The following is a 17,497-nucleotide window of genomic DNA, read 5'->3' on the forward strand; positions in this document are numbered from 1 at the left end:
TGCGCGGCATCTCCATCGCTCAGGATCGCGCCGTTCCCCATGGATTACCGCAAACCTTCCGACCGCAAAAGCATGCACTCGCGCATTGTCCAGGAACTGGGCATGCAGATCGTCTCCGGACGCTTTTTGCCCGACGACAAACTGCCCGCCGAAGCGCTGCTCTGCGAGGAGTACGCGGTGAGCCGGCCGGTATTGCGTGAAGCCACGCGGGTGCTGGTGGCCAAGGGGCTGGTGTATTCAAAACCGCGGGTGGGCACGGTGGTCAAGGCGCGCCGCGAATGGCACATGCTCGACCCGGACGTGCTGCACTGGCTGATGCAAAGCAGCCCGCAGAATGAATTTTTCAATGTTCTGACCAGCGTGCGCAGCATCATCGAACCAGCCGCTGCCGCCCTCGCCGCCCAGCATGCGACCGAGGCGGACATTGCCGCCATCGGTGAAGCCTATCAACGCATGGAAGCGGCACCGACCCCGGAAGCCCTGCTGCAGCCGGATCTGGACTTCCACAGCCGCATCGCCGATGCGACGCACAATGATTTGCTGGCGAATCTGTGCAACATGCTGTCGGTGGCGATTGCCGAGGCGCTGAAGCATTCCAACCAGCGACCGAATCTGCATGAACTGGCGTTGCCCCGGCACAAGGCGATTCTCACGGCAATTGAAAACCGTGATGCGCTGGGTGCGCGGCATGCGACGTTGGTGCAACTGGATGATGCGCGGAGTGCGTTGAGTGCGGTGCTGGGCGCGGAGTTGTCCTGAAGTTACCTTCAAGATCAAAAGCCCCTCACCCTAGCCCTCTCCCCGAGGGAGAGGGGACCGATTGGGGGATATTCGAGATTTACGCCGACTTGGACGATCTGCTGTGAATCCATAATCGCCTTGTTATCCCAAGTCGAACGATTTGCTGTGAATCCATAATCGACTCGGTATCTCAGGTCGATGTATCAAGCCGCACCGCTCGGTCAGTCCCCTCTCCCTCCGGGAGAGGGTTAGGGTGAGGGGCTGTTGATCCTCGCCACAAAAAAGCCGCAACCCAAAGGTTGCGGCTCTGTCATTTCCGGCCTTCAGATCAATGGGCAAACAGCGAATTGCCCTTCTGCCCCGCCAGTTTCTCCGGCTTGATCAGGAACTTCGCCAGTGCCGGCAGCAGCCACAGCGCACCGAACATGTTCCACAGCAGCATGAAGGTCAGCATCAGGCCCATATCGGCCTGGAACTTGATCGCCGAGAAGATCCAGGTGCACACGCCGATGGCCAGGCACAGACCGGTGAACAGCACCGCTTTACCGGTGGATTTCAGGGTCTGGTAATAGGCTTCCTGCAACGGCAGGCCAGCGCGCAGGAAACTTTCCAGACGGCTGTAGATGTAGATGCCGTAGTCCACGCCGATACCCACACCGAGCGCCACCACCGGCAAGGTCGCGACTTTGACGCCGATGCCCATGAACGCCATCAGCGCGTTGCCCAGCACCGAGGTCAGTACCAGCGGCAAGACGATGCACAGGGTCGCCGCCCACGAGCGGAAGGTGATCATGCACATTACCGCAACGCAGATGTAGACCAGGATCAGGATGGTCAGCTCGGCCTGTTTGATCACCTCGTTGGTGGCTGCCTCAATCCCGGCGTTACCGGCGGCGAGGATGAATTCCAGACCGTCCTTGTTGTTGGCCTTGGCGAATTCCTGCACCGCCTGCACCGCGCGGTCGAGGGTTTCGGCCTTGTGGTCGTTGAGGAAGATCAGCACCGGTGCCAGCGAACAGCTGTTGTTGTACAGGCCGTCGGCGCGGGCGATCGAGTTGTTCAGCACGTCCGGGTTGCGCGACAGGGTTTCCCATTTCAGGTTGCCCTCGTTCATGCCCTTGATCATCTGCTTGGACACGGTCACCAGCGAGATCGCCGACTGCACGCCCTCGGTGTTCTGCATTTTCCACATCAGCTCATCGATTGGCGCCATCGCTTCGTAGCGCGAGCAGCCTTCGGTGGCGGTCTTGACCATCACCACCAGCACGTCGGAACTGGTGGAATAGTTGTTGATGATGAAGTTGTTGTCCTTGTTGTAGCGCGAGTCCGGACGCAGTTCCGGCGCGCCCTGGTCGAGGTCGCCGATTTTCAGGTTCTGGCTGTACCAGAGACCGCCGCCGAAGGCGATCAGCGCCAACGCAATCGAAACCGGCGCGACTTTCGGGCTGGCGAAGTTCGACAGCAGGCGCCAGAACGGGTGTTCGCGGTTCGCGTCCTTCTTGCTCCTGGCAATCGCACGCTTGCTGATGCCGACATAGGAAATCGCCACCGGCAACAGGATCAGGTTGGTGAACACGATCACCGCCACGCCAATCGAGGCGCCAATCGCCAGCTCGCGGATCACCCCGATGTCGATGATCAGCAGCGTGATGAAGCCCACGGCGTCGGCAAGAATCGCGATCATCCCCGGCAGGAACAGCTGGCGGAAGGTGCGCCGCGCCGCAGTCAGGGCGTTATCGGCTTCGCTGGATTGCAGGGCGATGCCGTTGATCTTCTGCACGCCGTGGGAAATGCCGATGGCGAAGATCAGGAACGGCACCAGCATCGAATACGGATCGAGGCCGAAGCCGAAAAAGTGCATCAGCCCCAGTTGCCAGACCACCGCCACCAGCGTGGTGCTCAACACGGCAATGGTGCTGCGCAGGCAGTTGGTGAACCACAGCAGCAGGATCAGGGTGATGACGAAGGCGATGCCGAAGAACATCACCACCATCACCAGACCGTCGATCAGGTCACCGACCTTCTTGGCGAAGCCGACGATGTGAATCTTGACGTTGGGGTTCTGCGCCTCGAACTTGTTGCGGATCTTGTCTTCCAGCTCATGGGAGAACTGCCGGTAGTCCAGCGCCAGCAGCTTGCCTTGGTCCTGCGGGTCCGGGTAGGACTCGAGCAGCGGGATATCGACGATGCTCGACTTGAAGTCGTTGGACACCAGCCGCCCGACCTGTCCGGATTTGAGGACGTTGTTGCGCAGCATGTCGAGGCTGTCCGGCGAGCCGTCGTAGCTTTGCGGGATCACTTCACCGCCGGCGAAGCCTTCTTCGGTCACTTCGGTCCAGCGTACGCTCGGACTCCACAGCGACTTGAGGCCGGAGCGGTCGACGCCGGAGATGTAGAACACCTCGTCGTTGATCTGGCGCAGAGTCTCCATGTACTCCGTGGAGAAAATATCGCCGTCCTTGGCTTCCACCGAAATCCGCACGGTGTTGCCCAGGTTCGCCAGATCGTTGCGGTGCTCCATCATCTTCTCGATGAACGGATGCTTGAGCGGGATCATCTTTTCGAAACTGGTGGACGGCCGGATCAGCGTGGCCTGCCAGAACAGGAAGACGCTGACCACCAGGCAGATCAGGATCACTGCCGGGCGGTTGTTGAAGATCAGACGTTCAAGAAACGTCGCCTTGTCCTGATGATGAGAACTCAAGGAAGTCATAGCCCCGCCTTCTTATTATTGATTTCGGCGCCGTTCGGCTGCGTGGTGTGCACGCCACCCTGCCCGGTCAGAATCAGATTGCCGTCACCGGCTGCCGTCACCGACGACAGCGAAATGCGGTCGGGGCGGTTGAACACGCTGAAGGTTTCGCCGTTGTCGCTGCTGCTGATCACCGAGCCGCCGTTGCCGACGATGATGATCGAGCCGTCCGCAAGCAGGGTCGCGCCGGACAGGCCGAACTCCAGCGCACCGCGCGCGGCTTTCAGTTCGATTGGCTGCCAGCTGCTGCCGAAGTCAGTGGAGCGATAGAGGTTGCCGCGCAGGCCGTAGGCCAACAGGGTCTGTGGCTGGGCGGTGCCGATCACGCCGAACAGCGAGCCTTGGTACGGGCCCTGAAGTTTTTCCCAGGTCTGGCCCCAGTCCGGGGAACGAAACATGCTGCCCTGCTCGCCGACAATGAACAGGCCGGCGTCCTTGACCGCAGCAATGGCGTTGAGGTGGAACTGGTCCTGGTTGTCGAGGCGCTCGCTGACGTCCTGCCAGTTTTTGCCGCCATCGGTGGTTTCCAGCAAGGCGCCGTAGGCACCGACGGCGAGGCCGTGGTTGACGTCCTGGAACCAGACGTCGAGCAGCGGCGCTTCGCGCTTGAGGTCTTCGAACTGTTTGCTCCAGGTCAGACCGCCGTCTGCGCTGGTGAGAATTTGCGCGTCGTGGCCCACGGCCCAGCCGTGCTGGTCATCGACGAAGTACACCGCGGTCAGCAGTTGCCGGCTCGGCACTTTGGCCTGAGTCCAGGTCTTGCCCTGATCGTCGGAATAGAGAATGTGCCCTCGATCCCCGACCGCCACCAGGCGTTTACCGGCGTGGACGACATCGAGTATCAGGCTTTTCGCGGCTTTGGCCGATGCGGTGGAATACACCCCGTCGGCGGGCGCTTCGGCGGCCAGCGCGGGTGCCGACAAGGCAACACAGCCCAGCAACGCGAGTGCTGTGGCCAGCAACGCGGTGTTGCGTAACGCCGGCGGGCGGCAACGACTCATAGACCTTCCCCTGTTTATTATTGTTGGTCATCGACCTTGAGGGCGCCGCAAGAGTGCTCGAGTGACTGCCCGGTCACAAGAATAGTCCTGAAACCCGCAACCCAGAGCCCCTTCGGATGCTGACTCATCCTATCGGGCATTCGAAACGTCTGACAATCGGCGCAACGTTATCTTTTGTTAACCGAAAGCCGCTCTCTGTAACGAATGAACTCCCTGTGGGAGCGGGCTTGCTCGCGAAGGCGTGGTGTCAGCCGGCATAGATGTCGCCTGACACGACGCTTTCGCGAGCAAGCCCGCTCCCACAAGGGATCATCGTGGCTTGGGGATTTGAATACACGACCATTCGCCGGGGTGATGCGGCAAAAGTCATCAAGGGACTTGCGCGATAGGTATTATGGTATACCATCAGACGCACAGACACTCTCAATCCCCTAACGGAGCAGCTCATGAGTTTCGAAATTCGCAAGATCGTCAGCTATGTCGAAGAAACCTTCATCGAAGGCGGCAAGGCCACTGACAAGCCGGTGACCATGGTCGGCCTGGCCGTGGTGATGAAGAACCCTTGGGTCGGTAACGGCTTCGTCGAGGATCTGAAACCGCAGATCCGCGCCAACTGCTCCGACCTTGGCGCAATGATGGTCGAGCGTCTGGTGGGCATCATCGGCGGCGCCGAGAAGATCGAGGCGTATGGCAAGGCTGCGGTGGTCGGCGCTGACGGCGAGATCGAACACGCTTCGGCGGTGATCCACACCCTGCGCTTCGGCAATCACTACCGCGAGGCGGTCAAGGCCAAGAGCTACCTGAGCTTCACCAACAAGCGCGGCGGCCCGGGCACCTCGATCCAGATCCCGATGATGCACAAGGACGACGAAGGCCTGCGTTCGCACTACATCACCCTGGAAATGCAGATCGAAGACGCGCCGCGTGCCGACGAAATCGTCGTGGTGCTCGGCTGCGCCGACGGTGGTCGCCTGCACCCGCGCATCGGCAACCGCTACATCGATCTGGAAGAACTGGCCGCCGAAAAAGCCCAGTAATCACAATAAAAAGGCATTGCAGGAGCGCTCCATGATTCGGCTCACCGCTGAACTCACCCCGGCTGGCACCAGTTACCTGGCGACCGGCCAAGGCCAGCCCGTGGTCTTGATCCACGGCGTGGGCCTGAACAAAGAAATGTGGGGTGGCCAGATCGTTGGCCTCGCCAGCCAGTATCAGGTGATCGCCTACGACATGCTCGGCCACGGCGCCAGCCCACGGCCGGCCAGTGGCACCGCGCTGCTCGGTTATGCCGATCAGTTGCTGGAGCTGCTCGACCACCTGAAGCTGCCGCAGGCAGCGGTGATCGGTTTCTCCATGGGCGGCCTGGTGGCGCGGGCGTTTGCCCTGCACTACCCCGAGCGCCTGCAAAGCCTGGTGGTGCTCAACAGCGTGTTCAACCGCAGCGAAGAACAGCGCGCCGGCGTCATCGCCCGCACCGCGCAAGCCGCCGAGCACGGCCCGGATGCCAACGCCGAAGCGGCGCTGTCACGCTGGTTCAGCCGCGAATATCAGGCGGCCAACCCGGCACAGATCGCGGCGATTCGCCAGACCCTCGCCGGTAACGATCCGCAGGGCTACCTGACCACTTATGAATTGTTCGCCACCCAGGACATGTACCGCGCCGACGACCTCGGCTCCATCCAGGCACCGACGCTGATCGCCACCGGCGAACTCGATCCCGGTTCAACCCCGGAAATGGCCGAGCAACTGGCCCGACGCATCCCCGGTGCCAAGGTTGCCGTGCTGGCCGAACAGAGGCATATGATGCCGGTAGAGTCGCCGCGCCTGGTCAATCAGACGCTGCTGGAATTTCTCGAATACGCACACGCCCGACAAAATCATATAAAGGGGATCGTTGCATGACGCTCGCACGCTTCCAGATGTGCATCGGCGGAGAATGGGTCGACGCCCTCTCCGGCAAGACTTTCGAAAGCCTCAACCCGGCGTCCGCGCAGGCTTGGGCCGAACTGCCTGACGCTGATGAAGCTGACGTCGAACGCGCCGTGCAAGCGGCGCAGACCGCCTTCGACAGCCCGGCCTGGCGCGGCCTGAGCGCCACCGCACGCGGCAAACTGCTGCGCCGTCTCGGTGATTTGATCGCCGCGAACAAGGAGCAACTGGCGCAGCTGGAAAGCCGCGACAACGGCAAGCTGATCCGCGAAACCCGCGGTCAGGTCGGTTATCTGCCGGAGTTCTTCCACTACACCGCCGGCCTCGCCGACAAGCTTGAAGGCGGCACCCTGCCGCTGGACAAGCCCGATCTGTTTGCCTACACCGTGCATGAAGCCATGGGCGTGGTCGCCGCGATCATTCCGTGGAACAGCCCGCTGTACCTGACCGCGATCAAACTGGCCCCGGCGCTCGCCGCCGGCAACACCATCGTGATCAAACCTTCGGAACACGCTTCGGCGACCATCCTTGAGCTGGCGCGTCTGGCCCTTGCGGCGGGGATTCCGCCGGGGGTGGTCAACGTCGTCACCGGTTACGGCCCGAGCACCGGCGCCGCCCTCACCCGCCATCCGCTGATCCGCAAGATCGCCTTCACCGGCGGCGCGGCCACGGCGCGGCATGTGGTGCGCAGCAGCGCCGAGAACTTCGCCAAGCTGTCGCTGGAACTCGGTGGCAAGTCACCTAACATCATCTTCGCCGACGCCGATCTGGACAGCGCGATCAACGGCGCGATTGCCGGGATCTACGCCGCCTCGGGGCAGAGTTGCGTGTCCGGCTCGCGGCTGTTGGTGCAGGAGGAAATCTACGACGAATTCGTCAACCGTCTGGTCGAGCGCGCCCGGCGCATCCGCATCGGCAACCCGCAGGAAGACCACAGCGAGATGGGCCCGATGGCCACCGCGCAACAATTGGCGGTGGTCGAAGGGCTGGTGGCCGATGCCATCGCTGAAGGCGCGCGCTTGCGCACTGGCGGTAAACGTCCGAGCGGTCTCGGCGAGGGCTGGTTCTACGAGCCGACGCTGTTCGAGTGCGACCGCAATTCGATGAAGATCATGCAGGAAGAAGTCTTCGGCCCGGTGGCGTCGGTGATTCGTTTCAAGGATGAAGCCGAAGCGCTGGCGATCGCCAACGACTCGCAGTTCGGCCTCGCGGCCGGCATCTGGACCCGCGATCTGGGCCGCGCCCATCGTCTGGCCCGTGACGTGCGCTCGGGGATCATCTGGGTCAACACCTACCGCGCGGTGTCGGCAATGGCGCCGATCGGCGGCTTCAAGAACAGTGGCTATGGACGCGAAAGCGGCATCGATTCGGTGCTGGCCTACACCGAACTGAAAACGGTGTGGATCAACCTCTCTCAGGCACCCATGCCTGATCCGTTTGTGATGCGCTAGGAGTCCTGCGACATGATCGAACCCGGCATTTACAAAGACGTCATGAGCTCATTTCCGTCCGGGGTCACGGTGGTCACCACCCTCGACCCGGACGGCGGCATCGTCGGCATCACCGCCAGCGCCTTCAGCGCGCTGTCGATTGATCCGGCACTGGTGCTGTTCTGCCCCAACTACGCCTCCGACACCTACCCGGTGCTGCGCGACAGCAAGAAATTCGCGATCCATTTGCTGTCCGCCGAGCAGACCGCCGAGGCCTACGCCTTCGCCGGTAAAGGCAAGGACAAGGCCAAGGACATCGAGTGGCACTTGAGCGAACTCGGTAACCCGATCCTCGCCAAGGCCACGGCGATCATCGAGTGCGAGTTGTGGCGCGAGTACGACGGTGGTGATCACGCGATCATTGTCGGCGCGGTGAAGCATTTGATCCTGCCTGAACAACCGGTGACGCCGATGATTTATCACAAGGGCAAGCTCGGGGCGTTGCCGACATTGGCCTGACGCGATCCCTGTAGGAGCTGCCGCAGGCTGCGATCTTTTGACTTTGATTTTCAAGAGCAAGATTAAAAGATCGCAGCCTTCGGCAGCTCCTACAGGGGAATGTGGTGATGGGAGGATTTATGAGTAATGACAAGTACGAAAAAGGCCTTAAGATCCGCACCCAGGTCCTGGGCGAAGCCTACGTGCAACGTTCGCTAGACAATGCCGATGACTTCAACCGCCCGCTGCAGGAAATGGTTACCGAATACTGCTGGGGTCATGTCTGGGGGCGCGAGGGCTTGTCGCTCAAGGAGCGCAGCATGATCAACCTGGCGATGATCTCGGCGCTCAACCGTCCGCACGAACTCAAGCTGCATGTGCGCGGCGCCTTGCGTAACGGCCTGAGTCGTGAGCAAATACGCGAAATTCTGCTTCAAGTCGGCATTTATTGCGGCGTCCCGGCAGCCGTGGACAGTTTCCGGCTGGCCCGTGAAGCCTTCGCCGAAGCCGACGCCGAGGCCCCAGTCAACCCCTCGGCTGTTTAGATGCCCGTCTGGCATGGACAGCCAACTTAAAGAGCGGACCCCATGAAACGCCAGCCTCTCGACGACAGCTTCAAGGTCAATCGCAACCCCGTTACCCTGCGCGAAATCGTGCTGGACAAGCTGCGTAGCGCGATCATGAATTTCCAGCTCATGCCCGGCGATCGTCTGGTCGAACGCGATCTGTGCGATCGCCTCGGTGTCAGCCGCACGTCGGTGCGCGAAGCCTTGCGTCACCTCGAATCCGAAGGTCTGGTGGAGTTCGCCGACGCCAAAGGCCCGCGCGTGGCGATCATCACGCTTGCGGATGCGGTCGACATCTATGAGCTGCGTTGCGTGCTCGAAGGCCTGATCGTCCAGCTGTTCACCCTGCGCGCCAAGGCCAAGGACATCAAGGCCCTGGAAAAAGCCCTCGACGAGAACCGCAAGGCGCTCAAGGACGGCGAACTGCAACAGGTGATCGACTCGGTGCAGGGCTTCTACGACGTATTGCTCGAAGGCTCGGGCAACCATGTCGCGGCCACCCAATTGCGCCAGTTGCAGGCGCGCATCAGCTATCTGCGCGCGACCTCGGTGTCCCAGGAAAACCGTCGCGGCGCGAGTAATCACGAAATGGAAAAAATGGTCGAGGCGATCAAGAGCGGCGATCCGCTGGCGGCGCATCAGGCCTGCGTCGACCACGTGCGCGCCGCTGCCGCCGTAGCCCTCGACTACCTCAAGCGCAAACAGGAAGAGACCGGCGCCACGCCGAACATCACCCTGCCGATCGCGCTGAAAGAACCGCGTATAGGTCACTGACATGTTCAGCCCGAGCTATTGCCCGAAATGCGGTGGCCCTGACCTCGGTCAGCAGATACCGCCGGGCGATACGCACGAGCGCCTGATGTGCCGCGGCTGCGGCTACATCCACTACGTCAATCCGAAGATCATCGCCGGCTGCATCATCGAGCAGGACGGCAAATACCTGCTGTGCCAACGCGCAATCCCCCCGCGCCCCGGCACCTGGACCCTGCCCGCCGGCTTCATGGAAAGCGGCGAAACCACCGAGCAGGCGGCGCTGCGCGAAGTCTGGGAAGAAAGCGGCGTGCGCGCGGAAATCGTCTCGCCGTATTCGATCTTCAGCGTGCCGAAAATCAGCGAGGTGTACATCATCTTCCGCGCCATAGCGCTGGAGATCACCGGCCAGTACGGCCCGGAAACCCTCGACTACAAATTCTTCGCCCCTGAAGACATCCCGTGGGAGCAGATCTACTACCCGGCGATCCGGCAGATCCTCGAGCGTTATATCGAGGAGCGTCGGGCCGGGGTGTATGGGATCTACATGGGCAATGATGACAGCGGCAAGATTCATTTCATGCGCTGAGAATTACCGATGTCTCTGTGGGAGCGGGCTTGCTCGCGAATGCGATCAATCATTCAACATTTCTACCAACTGACACGGCGCCTTCGCGAGCAAGCCCGCTCCCACAGGGGATTTGGGGTGTTGCTTAAAGTGGGGCGATACCTTCAACGATGATGATCTCCGCCCTCGCCCATTCCTCGCGATAACTTTTCGCTTCCTGATACGCCGCCGAGTGGTAGCACGCCAGCGCCTGTTCGTAGCTGTCGAATTCGATCACCACGCTACGCTGAGGGGCAGCCCTGCCCTCCAGTGCTTCGCTGCGTCCGCCGCGGGCGAGGAATTTGGCGCCGAATGCGGCGAACGCTTGCGGCGCGCGCTGGGTGTATTGGCTGTAGTGCTCGGCATCCGCGATATCGACGTGGGCAATCCAGTACGCCTTCATAGTGACCTCTTTGTTGATTTTGTATTATGGTATACCAATATATTTCCAACGAACCCTGAGAGTCCAGCATGGCCTTCAACAGCATCGAAGAAATCATCGAAGATTATCGTCTCGGCAAAATGGTCCTGCTGGTCGATGACGAAGATCGGGAAAATGAAGGCGACCTGCTGCTCGCCGCTGACTGCTGCACGCCCGAGGCGATCAGCTTCATGGCCCGCGAGGCACGCGGGCTGATTTGCCTGACGCTGACCGACGAGCATTGCCAGCGTCTGGGCCTGGAGCAGATGGTCCCGGCCAATGGCAGTGTGTTCAGCACCGCGTTTACCGTGTCGATTGAAGCAGCGGTCGGCGTGACCACCGGTATTTCCGCGGCTGACCGCGCACGGACGGTTGCGGCCGCCGTGGCCAAAGACGCCCGCGCCGAAGACCTGGCGCAGCCCGGGCATATCTTCCCGCTGCGCGCCAAGGAAGGTGGCGTGCTGACCCGCGCCGGCCACACCGAAGCCGGCTGCGATCTGGCGCGTCTGGCCGGCTTCACTCCGGCCTCGGTGATCGTCGAGGTGATGAACGACGACGGCACCATGGCCCGCCGCCCGGATCTGGAAGTGTTCGCGCGCAAGCACGGGATCAGGATCGGCACCATCGCCGACCTGATCCACTATCGCCTGAGCACCGAGCACACCATCGAACGCATCGGCGAACGTGAATTGCCGACGGTGCATGGCACGTTCCGCCTGATTACGTTTGAAGACCGCATCGAGGGCGGCGTGCACATGGCGATGGTCATGGGCGAGCTGCGTCGTGAGGAACCGACGCTGGTGCGCGTGCATGTGATCGATCCGCTGCGCGATCTGGTCGGCGCCGAGTACAGCGGGCCGAGCAACTGGACGCTGTGGGCGGCGCTGCAGCGGGTCGCGGCGGAAGGACATGGCGTGGTCGTGGTGCTGGCCAATCACGAGTCGTCGCAGGCATTGCTGGAACGCGTGCCGCAGTTGACCCAGCCGCCACGGCAGTTCAGCCGCTCGCAATCGCGGATCTATTCGGAGGTGGGCACCGGGGCGCAGATTCTGCAGAACCTCGGGGTGGGCAAGCTGCGCCATCTCGGGCCACCGCTGAAGTATGCGGGGCTGACCGGGTATGACCTGGAGGTGGTTGAGAGTATTCCGTTCAGCGAATAACCCCCGGTCGGCCACGCTAAAAATGTGGGAGGGGGCTTGCTCCCGAAGACGGTGGATCGGTCGACATCCATGTCAAATGACACGCCCTCTTCGCGAGCAAGCCCGCTCCCACATGGGTTTTGCATTTCAGATTCATTTCTTCGAACCACAAAAAAGCGTATTCGCCAGATAACCGGTAAGGCAAAGTGCTTGCACAAAGCTTGGAATACCATAATATGATATTCCATAGACCGGACGACCGAAAAAGCCGTCCAGCTACTGCTCCCGACAGGCGGGCAACAACGCAAGCCCGCTCAAAAACACAACAATGAGGGCGTAAAAATGGTGTTGAACAAAGCTGCAACCGCGATTCTTTTTGCGGGACTGCTGAGCGTGACCGGTCAGGCCGCGATGGCCGCCGAGAGTGTGAACTTTGTCAGCTGGGGCGGTAGCACCCAGGATGCGCAGAAACAGGCCTGGGCCGATCCGTTCAGCAAGGCCAGCGGCATCACCGTGGTGCAGGATGGCCCGACCGACTACGGCAAACTCAAGGCCATGGTCGAAGGCGGCAACGTGCAGTGGGACGTGGTCGATGTCGAAGCCGACTTCGCCCTGCGCGCCGCCGCCGAAGGCCTGCTCGAACCCCTCGACTTCAAGACCATCCAGCGCGACAGGATCGACCCGCGTTTCGTCAGCGATTACGGCGTCGGCTCGTTCTTCTTCTCCTTCGTCCTCGGCTACAACGAGGGCAAACTCGGCGCCAACAAGCCGCAGGACTGGAGCGCGCTGTTCGACACCAAGACCTACCCCGGCAAACGCGCCCTCTATAAATGGCCAAGCCCCGGCGTGCTCGAACTGACGCTGCTGGCCGACGGCGTAGCGGCTGACAAGCTCTACCCGCTCGACCTCGACCGCGCCTTCAAGAAACTCGACACCATCAAGAAAGACATCGTCTGGTGGGGCGGCGGCGCGCAGTCGCAGCAACTGCTGGCCTCCGGTGAAGCAAGCATGGGCCAGTTCTGGAACGGTCGCATTCACGCCTTGCAGGAAGACGGCGCGCCGGTCGGCGTGAGCTGGAAGCAGAACCTGGTCATGGCCGACATTCTGGTGATTCCAAAAGGCTCGAAAAACAAGGACGCGGCGATGAAGTTCCTCGCGGCTGCCAGCGGCGCCAAAGGCCAGGCCGACTTCTCCAACCTGACTGCCTACGCCCCGGTCAACCTCGACAGTGTTCAGCGTCTGGATTCGACGCTGGCCCCGAACCTGCCGACTGCCTACGCTAAGGATCAGATCACCCTTGATTTCGCGTACTGGGCCAAGAACGGTCAAGCCATCGCGACACGGTGGAACGAATGGCTGGTCAAATGAAAATGGCGGCCACCGCGTCCCGTCCCTCCACTGCCACCGGGAGCGCCGCGCGCGCTGCCGGTCCGGCCCCAGGAACCCAGGCGGTTGCGATGCAGCAAACCCCGTCTTTAAGACAACGCTGGCGCGGCGCCGGCAACCTGCTGCCGGCGCTGCTGTTCCTCGGGCTGTTCTTTCTGGCGCCGTTGATTGGCCTGTTGTTGCGTGGGGTGCTCGAACCGACGCCGGGCCTTGGCAACTATGAACAACTGTTCGCCAACTCGGCCTACGCCCGGGTGCTGCTCAACACCTTTTCGGTGGCCGGGCTAGTGACGATTTTCAGCCTGTTGCTGGGCTTTCCGCTGGCCTGGGCGATCACGCTGGTGCCGCGCGGCTGGGGGCGCTGGATCCTCAATATCGTGCTGCTGTCGATGTGGACCAGCCTGCTCGCCCGCACCTATTCGTGGCTGGTGTTGCTGCAAGCCTCGGGGGTAATCAACAAGGCCTTGATGGCGCTGGGCATCATCGATCAGCCGCTGGAAATGGTGCACAACCTGACCGGCGTGGTGATCGGCATGAGCTACATCATGATCCCGTTCATTGTCCTGCCGCTGCAGGCGACCATGCAGGCCATCGACCCGATGATTTTGCAGGCCGGCTCGATCTGCGGCGCCAGTCCGTGGACCAACTTCTTCCGGGTGTTCCTGCCACTGTGCCGGCCGGGGTTGGCGTCCGGCGGGTTGATGGTGTTCGTGATGTCGCTCGGGTACTACGTCACCCCGGCGCTGCTCGGTGGAGCGCAGAACATGATGCTGCCGGAGTTCATCATTCAGCAGGTGCAATCGTTCCTCAACTGGGGCCTGGCCAGTGCCGGCGCCGCGTTGCTGATCGCGATCACGCTGGTGCTGTTCTACTTCTACCTGAAGCTTCAGCCGGAATCCCCGGTTGGCGCCAGCAACGCGAGGTAAGCCGAAATGCTCCTGACTCCCAATGCCATGAGCCGGCGCATGCGTTTCGGCCTCTACGCCACCACCGGATTGATCGGTCTGTTCCTGCTGTTGCCGATCGTGTTCATCGTGCTGTTGTCGTTCGGTTCGTCGCAGTGGCTGGTGTTCCCGCCGCCGGGCTGGACGCTGAAATGGTACGGCCAGTTCTTCTCCAACGCTGACTGGATGAACGCCGCAGCGGCTAGCCTCAAGGTCGCGGTGCTGACCACGATCTGCGCCGTGGCCCTCGGGTTGCCGACCGCGTTTGCCCTGGTGCGCGGGCGTTTTCCCGGGCGGGAAATGCTCTACGGCCTGTTCACCCTGCCGATGATCGTGCCGCTGGTGATCATCGCCGTGGCGGTGTACGCGCTGTTTCTCAAGCTCGGTTACACCGGGACCATGTTCGCCTTCGTGGTCAGCCATGTGATCGTCGCGCTGCCGTTCACCATCATCTCGATCATCAACTCGCTGAAGCTGTTCGACCAGTCGATTGAAGATGCCGCGGTGATCTGCGGCGCCTCGCGCCTGCAAGCGGTGTTCAAGGTGACCTTTCCGGCGATCCGTCCGGGGATGGTCGCCGGCGCCCTCTTCGCCTTCCTGGTTTCGTGGGACGAAGTGGTGCTCAGCGTGATGATGGCCAGCCCGACCCTGCAAACCCTTCCCGTGAAAATGTGGACCACTTTGCGCCAGGACCTGACCCCGGTGATCGCCGTCGCTTCGACGCTGCTGATCGGCCTGTCGGTATTGGTCATGGTGATCGCCGCCGCCCTGCGCCGGCGCAACGAAATCAGCGCCTGAGCGCCCAGGAGTACGACATGAGTGCCGTGATTAAAGACGCATCCCAGCAGAACGACAAACCCCTGGTCAGCCTGCGCAACCTGAACAAGCACTACGGCGACTTTGCCGCCGTCGACAACATCTCGCTGGAGATCAAGGACGGCGAGTTCCTGACCTTCCTCGGCTCCAGCGGCTCGGGCAAAAGCACCACGCTGTCGATGCTCGCCGGCTTCGAAACGCCGAGCAGCGGCGAGATCCTGGTCAATGGCCAGTCACTGGTCAACGTGCCGCCGCACAAACGCGACATCGGCATGGTGTTCCAGCGCTACTCGCTGTTCCCGCATCTGTCGGTGCGCGACAACATCGCCTTCCCGCTGGCGATCCGCAAACTCGCCACCGCCGAACGCGACAAGCGCGTCGACGCGATGTTGAAACTGGTGCAGCTCGAACAGTTCGCCCATCGCCGCCCTTCGCAACTCTCGGGCGGCCAGCAGCAACGGGTCGCCATCGCCCGGGCGCTGGTCTACGAGCCACGCATCCTGCTGATGGACGAACCGCTCGGTGCGCTGGATAAAAAGCTGCGAGAGGATTTGCAGGATGAACTTCGTCAGTTGCATCGGCGCCTGGGCATCACCATCGTCTACGTGACCCACGATCAGGAAGAAGCCATGCGCCTGTCGCAGCGCATCGCGATTTTCAGTCACGGCAAGATTGTCGGTCTGGGCAGCGGTTATGACCTGTATCAGAACCCGCCGAATGCGTTTGTCGCCTCGTTCCTCGGCAACTCGAACTTCCTCAAGCTCAAGGCGCAAGGCAACGCGGCGGCGAATTTCGAGGGGCAGTCGCTGTCGATTCGGCTGACCGCCGGACTGCATACCGATCAGGATGTGCTGCTGATGGTGCGCCCGGAAAAAGCTCTGGCGCTGAGCGTGCAGCAGGCCAGCGAAGAGCCGTTGGCGGCGGGCTGGAATGAGGTGTCAGCGCAGGTGGTGGAAGTGCTGTTTCTTGGTGAGAGCCAGACTTGCAGCGTGGTCACTTCGGGCGGGACGTCGATGACGGTCAAGGCCTTGTCGGCCGCGGGCATGCCGCTCAAGGCCGGGGATCCGGTGCGCGTGCGCTGGGCCACGGCGGATGCCTGCGTGTATACCGAGTGGACCGAAGGCGACCTCAACAAAGCCGCCGGGGCCCACTGAGCCCCCTGTAGGAGCTGCCGCAGGCTGCGATCTTTTGATCTTGTTTTTTAACCATCAAAGTCAAAAGATCGCAGCCTTCGACAGCTCCTACAGGAATGCATTCCAAATGTGGGAGCGGGCTTGCTCGCGAATGCGGTGTGTCATGCAATGGAGATGTTGACTGACACGGCCTCTTCGCGAGCAAGCCCGCTCCCACAGGGGTTTAGTGGTGTTCAGGTAATTGGGGCATAGCCTTCGATTTGATCCGGCCACGCCGTGAGGATTTCGAACCCGGTCTCCGTCACCGCCACCATGTGCTCCCACTGCGCCGACAGCGAGCCGTCCTTGGTCAGCACCGTCCAGCCATCCGGCATGTTCTTCACATGGCGCTTGCCGGCATTGAGCATCGGTTCGACGGTGAAGATCATCCCAGCCTTGAGCTTCATGCCCTGATTGGGAAAGCCGTAGTGCAGAATCTGCGGTTCATCGTGATAGACCTTGCCGATGCCGTGCCCGCAATACTCGCGCACCACACTGAAGCCTTCCCGCTCCGCCAGACTCTGGATCGCATGGCCGATGTCGCCCAGTGTCGCGCCCGGTTTGACCACGCGAATGCCCGCGCACATGGCGTCGTACGTGGTCTTGATCAGGTGTTGCGCTTCAGGCGTCGCCTCACCGACCACGTACATGCGGCTGGTGTCGCCGAACCAGCCGTCCTTGATCACCGCGATGTCGAGGTTGAGGATGTCGCCGTCCTTCAGTGGCGTGCCCGATGGAATGCCGTGACACACCACGTCGTTGACCGAAGCGCAGACGGTTTTCGGGAAGCCGTGATAGCCGACGTTGGCCGGAATCGCCTTCTGCACATTGACGATGTAGTCGTTGCACAGCCGATCCAGCTCATCGGTGGTCACCCCGGCCTGCACATGCGGCACCAGCATCGCCAGCACTTCGGCGGCGAGTTGGCCGGCGGCGCGTGACTGGGCGATCTCGGCGGGGGTGTTGATCTTGATCGGGTTTCTCATGCGCTGACGGCTTCCTGAGTCAGTTGATGCAGATCCAGCCCGCCGTTCTGTTCGGCGCGGATCAGCAAGCGGCAAATGGCGCTGTGGTCGAGGTTGGGGTGCAGCTCGGCGAGCATGCCGATGCGCATCCAGTGCTCGGCCTGCGCGTTGATCGAGCGGCTGAGGGCAGTGCTGGAGATGCGCAGGTTCTCGTGCATGTCCTCGGAAATCTTGACGATACCCATAAACGAATCCGATACGTTGTGTATATGGAACGTATATTACCCAACACCCCGTCGAGATTGCAAACCCGATCCCTGTAGGAGCTGCCGAAGGCTGCGATCTTTTGATCTTGCTTTTCACAAGATCAAAGTCAAAAG

The 17,497-nt window shown here is 61.6% G+C and carries 18 protein-coding genes; 13 read left to right on the plus strand and 5 right to left on the minus strand.

Annotation, left to right across the window (positions count from 1 at the left end):
* Positions 1-39: 39 nt before the first annotated feature.
* On the plus strand, positions 40-759 hold the full coding sequence (locus tag ACXR0M_RS07145) for a FadR/GntR family transcriptional regulator (protein ID WP_458831226.1): 720 nt from the start codon (positions 40-42) through the stop codon (positions 757-759).
* 310 nt (positions 760-1,069) lie between these two features.
* Here the strand turns inward: ACXR0M_RS07145 and ACXR0M_RS07150 are convergent, their stop codons facing one another.
* Together ACXR0M_RS07150 and ACXR0M_RS07155 are read right to left on the minus strand one after the other, a co-directional pair.
* Entirely contained in the window at positions 1,070-3,454 is a 2,385-nt protein-coding gene (locus ACXR0M_RS07150; RefSeq protein ID WP_458831228.1) for an efflux RND transporter permease subunit, read from the minus strand.
* Positions 3,451-4,494: a WD40/YVTN/BNR-like repeat-containing protein gene (locus ACXR0M_RS07155; protein WP_458831230.1), complete on the minus strand. Its 1,044-nt coding sequence runs from the start codon at positions 4,492-4,494 to the stop codon at positions 3,451-3,453. The genes ACXR0M_RS07150 and ACXR0M_RS07155 overlap by 4 nt, the downstream gene beginning before the upstream one ends.
* Positions 4,495-4,940: 446 nt before the next feature.
* On the opposite strand from ACXR0M_RS07155, the gene ACXR0M_RS07160 reads away from it, so the two are divergent.
* From ACXR0M_RS07160 to ACXR0M_RS07190, 7 genes are all read left to right on the plus strand, one after another.
* On the plus strand, positions 4,941-5,531 hold the full coding sequence (locus ACXR0M_RS07160) for an amino acid synthesis family protein (RefSeq protein ID WP_007968626.1): 591 nt from the start codon (positions 4,941-4,943) through the stop codon (positions 5,529-5,531).
* Positions 5,532-5,562: 31 nt separating this feature from the next.
* Positions 5,563-6,396: an alpha/beta fold hydrolase gene (locus ACXR0M_RS07165; RefSeq protein WP_458831231.1), complete on the plus strand. Its 834-nt coding sequence runs from the start codon at positions 5,563-5,565 to the stop codon at positions 6,394-6,396.
* Positions 6,393-7,874 carry an aldehyde dehydrogenase gene (locus tag ACXR0M_RS07170; RefSeq protein ID WP_458831233.1) on the plus strand — a complete coding sequence of 494 codons (1,482 nt, stop codon included), beginning with the start codon at positions 6,393-6,395 and terminating at the stop codon, positions 7,872-7,874. The genes ACXR0M_RS07165 and ACXR0M_RS07170 overlap by 4 nt, the downstream gene beginning before the upstream one ends.
* Before the next feature lie 12 nt (positions 7,875-7,886).
* Positions 7,887-8,372, plus strand: a complete 486-nt coding sequence (locus tag ACXR0M_RS07175; protein ID WP_458831235.1) for a flavin reductase family protein — start codon at positions 7,887-7,889, stop codon at positions 8,370-8,372.
* Between the two features lie 119 nt (positions 8,373-8,491).
* Complete coding sequence (locus tag ACXR0M_RS07180; protein ID WP_458831237.1) at positions 8,492-8,896, plus strand: carboxymuconolactone decarboxylase family protein; 405 nt, start codon at positions 8,492-8,494, stop codon at positions 8,894-8,896.
* Between the two features lie 42 nt (positions 8,897-8,938).
* A complete protein-coding gene (locus ACXR0M_RS07185) occupies positions 8,939-9,691 on the plus strand; it encodes a GntR family transcriptional regulator (protein WP_007968636.1) in 753 nt (250 codons plus the stop codon).
* 1 nt (position 9,692) lies between these two features.
* Positions 9,693-10,256: an NUDIX hydrolase gene (locus tag ACXR0M_RS07190; protein WP_458831239.1), complete on the plus strand. Its 564-nt coding sequence runs from the start codon at positions 9,693-9,695 to the stop codon at positions 10,254-10,256.
* A gap of 124 nt (positions 10,257-10,380) precedes the next feature.
* Here the strand turns inward: ACXR0M_RS07190 and ACXR0M_RS07195 are convergent, their stop codons facing one another.
* Positions 10,381-10,677, minus strand: coding sequence for a DUF1330 domain-containing protein (locus ACXR0M_RS07195; protein WP_458831241.1), 297 nt, complete (start codon positions 10,675-10,677; stop codon positions 10,381-10,383).
* Between the two features lie 68 nt (positions 10,678-10,745).
* Here ACXR0M_RS07195 and ribBA point away from each other — a divergent pair, with 68 nt between their 5' ends.
* From ribBA to ACXR0M_RS07220, 5 genes are all read left to right on the plus strand, one after another.
* Complete coding sequence (gene ribBA, locus ACXR0M_RS07200; RefSeq protein ID WP_458831243.1) at positions 10,746-11,855, plus strand: bifunctional 3,4-dihydroxy-2-butanone-4-phosphate synthase/GTP cyclohydrolase II; 1,110 nt, start codon at positions 10,746-10,748, stop codon at positions 11,853-11,855.
* A gap of 321 nt (positions 11,856-12,176) precedes the next feature.
* Positions 12,177-13,202, plus strand: coding sequence for an ABC transporter substrate-binding protein (locus ACXR0M_RS07205; RefSeq protein ID WP_458831245.1), 1,026 nt, complete (start codon positions 12,177-12,179; stop codon positions 13,200-13,202).
* Complete coding sequence (locus tag ACXR0M_RS07210) at positions 13,199-14,146, plus strand: ABC transporter permease (RefSeq protein WP_458831376.1); 948 nt, start codon at positions 13,199-13,201, stop codon at positions 14,144-14,146. The genes ACXR0M_RS07205 and ACXR0M_RS07210 overlap by 4 nt, the downstream gene beginning before the upstream one ends.
* Positions 14,147-14,152: 6 nt before the next feature.
* A complete protein-coding gene (locus ACXR0M_RS07215; RefSeq protein WP_025111627.1) occupies positions 14,153-14,962 on the plus strand; it encodes an ABC transporter permease in 810 nt (269 codons plus the stop codon).
* A 17-nt stretch (positions 14,963-14,979) separates the two neighbouring features.
* The gene (locus tag ACXR0M_RS07220; RefSeq protein ID WP_458831248.1) at positions 14,980-16,134 is read left to right on the plus strand and encodes an ABC transporter ATP-binding protein; all 1,155 of its coding nucleotides are present in this window, start codon (positions 14,980-14,982) and stop codon (positions 16,132-16,134) included.
* Positions 16,135-16,346: 212 nt separating this feature from the next.
* On the opposite strand, the gene map is transcribed toward ACXR0M_RS07220, so the two are convergent.
* Positions 16,347-17,138 carry a type I methionyl aminopeptidase gene (map, locus tag ACXR0M_RS07225; RefSeq protein ID WP_458831250.1) on the minus strand — a complete coding sequence of 264 codons (792 nt, stop codon included), beginning with the start codon at positions 17,136-17,138 and terminating at the stop codon, positions 16,347-16,349.
* On the minus strand, positions 17,135-17,362 hold the full coding sequence (locus ACXR0M_RS07230; protein WP_025111624.1) for a ParD-like family protein: 228 nt from the start codon (positions 17,360-17,362) through the stop codon (positions 17,135-17,137). The genes map and ACXR0M_RS07230 overlap by 4 nt, the downstream gene beginning before the upstream one ends.
* Positions 17,363-17,497: the final 135 nt, after the last annotated feature.

The organism is Pseudomonas sp. Eth.TT006 (genome assembly GCF_054456575.1).

Coding starts and splice junctions, on each gene's coding strand:
- ACXR0M_RS07190 (WP_458831239.1), top strand. CDS start 9,693: ATGTTCAGCCCGAGCTATTGCCCGAAATGCGGTGGCCCTGACCTCGGT.
- ACXR0M_RS07175 (WP_458831235.1), top strand. CDS start 7,887: ATGATCGAACCCGGCATTTACAAAGACGTCATGAGCTCATTTCCGTCC.
- ACXR0M_RS07170 (WP_458831233.1), top strand. CDS start 6,393: ATGACGCTCGCACGCTTCCAGATGTGCATCGGCGGAGAATGGGTCGAC.
- ACXR0M_RS07230 (WP_025111624.1), bottom strand. CDS start 17,362: ATGGGTATCGTCAAGATTTCCGAGGACATGCACGAGAACCTGCGCATC.
- ACXR0M_RS07205 (WP_458831245.1), top strand. CDS start 12,177: ATGGTGTTGAACAAAGCTGCAACCGCGATTCTTTTTGCGGGACTGCTG.
- ACXR0M_RS07145 (WP_458831226.1), top strand. CDS start 40: ATGGATTACCGCAAACCTTCCGACCGCAAAAGCATGCACTCGCGCATT.
- ACXR0M_RS07150 (WP_458831228.1), bottom strand. CDS start 3,454: ATGACTTCCTTGAGTTCTCATCATCAGGACAAGGCGACGTTTCTTGAA.
- ACXR0M_RS07155 (WP_458831230.1), bottom strand. CDS start 4,494: ATGAGTCGTTGCCGCCCGCCGGCGTTACGCAACACCGCGTTGCTGGCC.
- ACXR0M_RS07180 (WP_458831237.1), top strand. CDS start 8,492: ATGAGTAATGACAAGTACGAAAAAGGCCTTAAGATCCGCACCCAGGTC.
- ACXR0M_RS07160 (WP_007968626.1), top strand. CDS start 4,941: ATGAGTTTCGAAATTCGCAAGATCGTCAGCTATGTCGAAGAAACCTTC.
- ACXR0M_RS07185 (WP_007968636.1), top strand. CDS start 8,939: ATGAAACGCCAGCCTCTCGACGACAGCTTCAAGGTCAATCGCAACCCC.
- ACXR0M_RS07210 (WP_458831376.1), top strand. CDS start 13,199: ATGAAAATGGCGGCCACCGCGTCCCGTCCCTCCACTGCCACCGGGAGC.
- map (WP_458831250.1), bottom strand. CDS start 17,138: ATGAGAAACCCGATCAAGATCAACACCCCCGCCGAGATCGCCCAGTCA.
- ribBA (WP_458831243.1), top strand. CDS start 10,746: ATGGCCTTCAACAGCATCGAAGAAATCATCGAAGATTATCGTCTCGGC.
- ACXR0M_RS07220 (WP_458831248.1), top strand. CDS start 14,980: ATGAGTGCCGTGATTAAAGACGCATCCCAGCAGAACGACAAACCCCTG.
- ACXR0M_RS07195 (WP_458831241.1), bottom strand. CDS start 10,677: ATGAAGGCGTACTGGATTGCCCACGTCGATATCGCGGATGCCGAGCAC.
- ACXR0M_RS07215 (WP_025111627.1), top strand. CDS start 14,153: ATGCTCCTGACTCCCAATGCCATGAGCCGGCGCATGCGTTTCGGCCTC.
- ACXR0M_RS07165 (WP_458831231.1), top strand. CDS start 5,563: ATGATTCGGCTCACCGCTGAACTCACCCCGGCTGGCACCAGTTACCTG.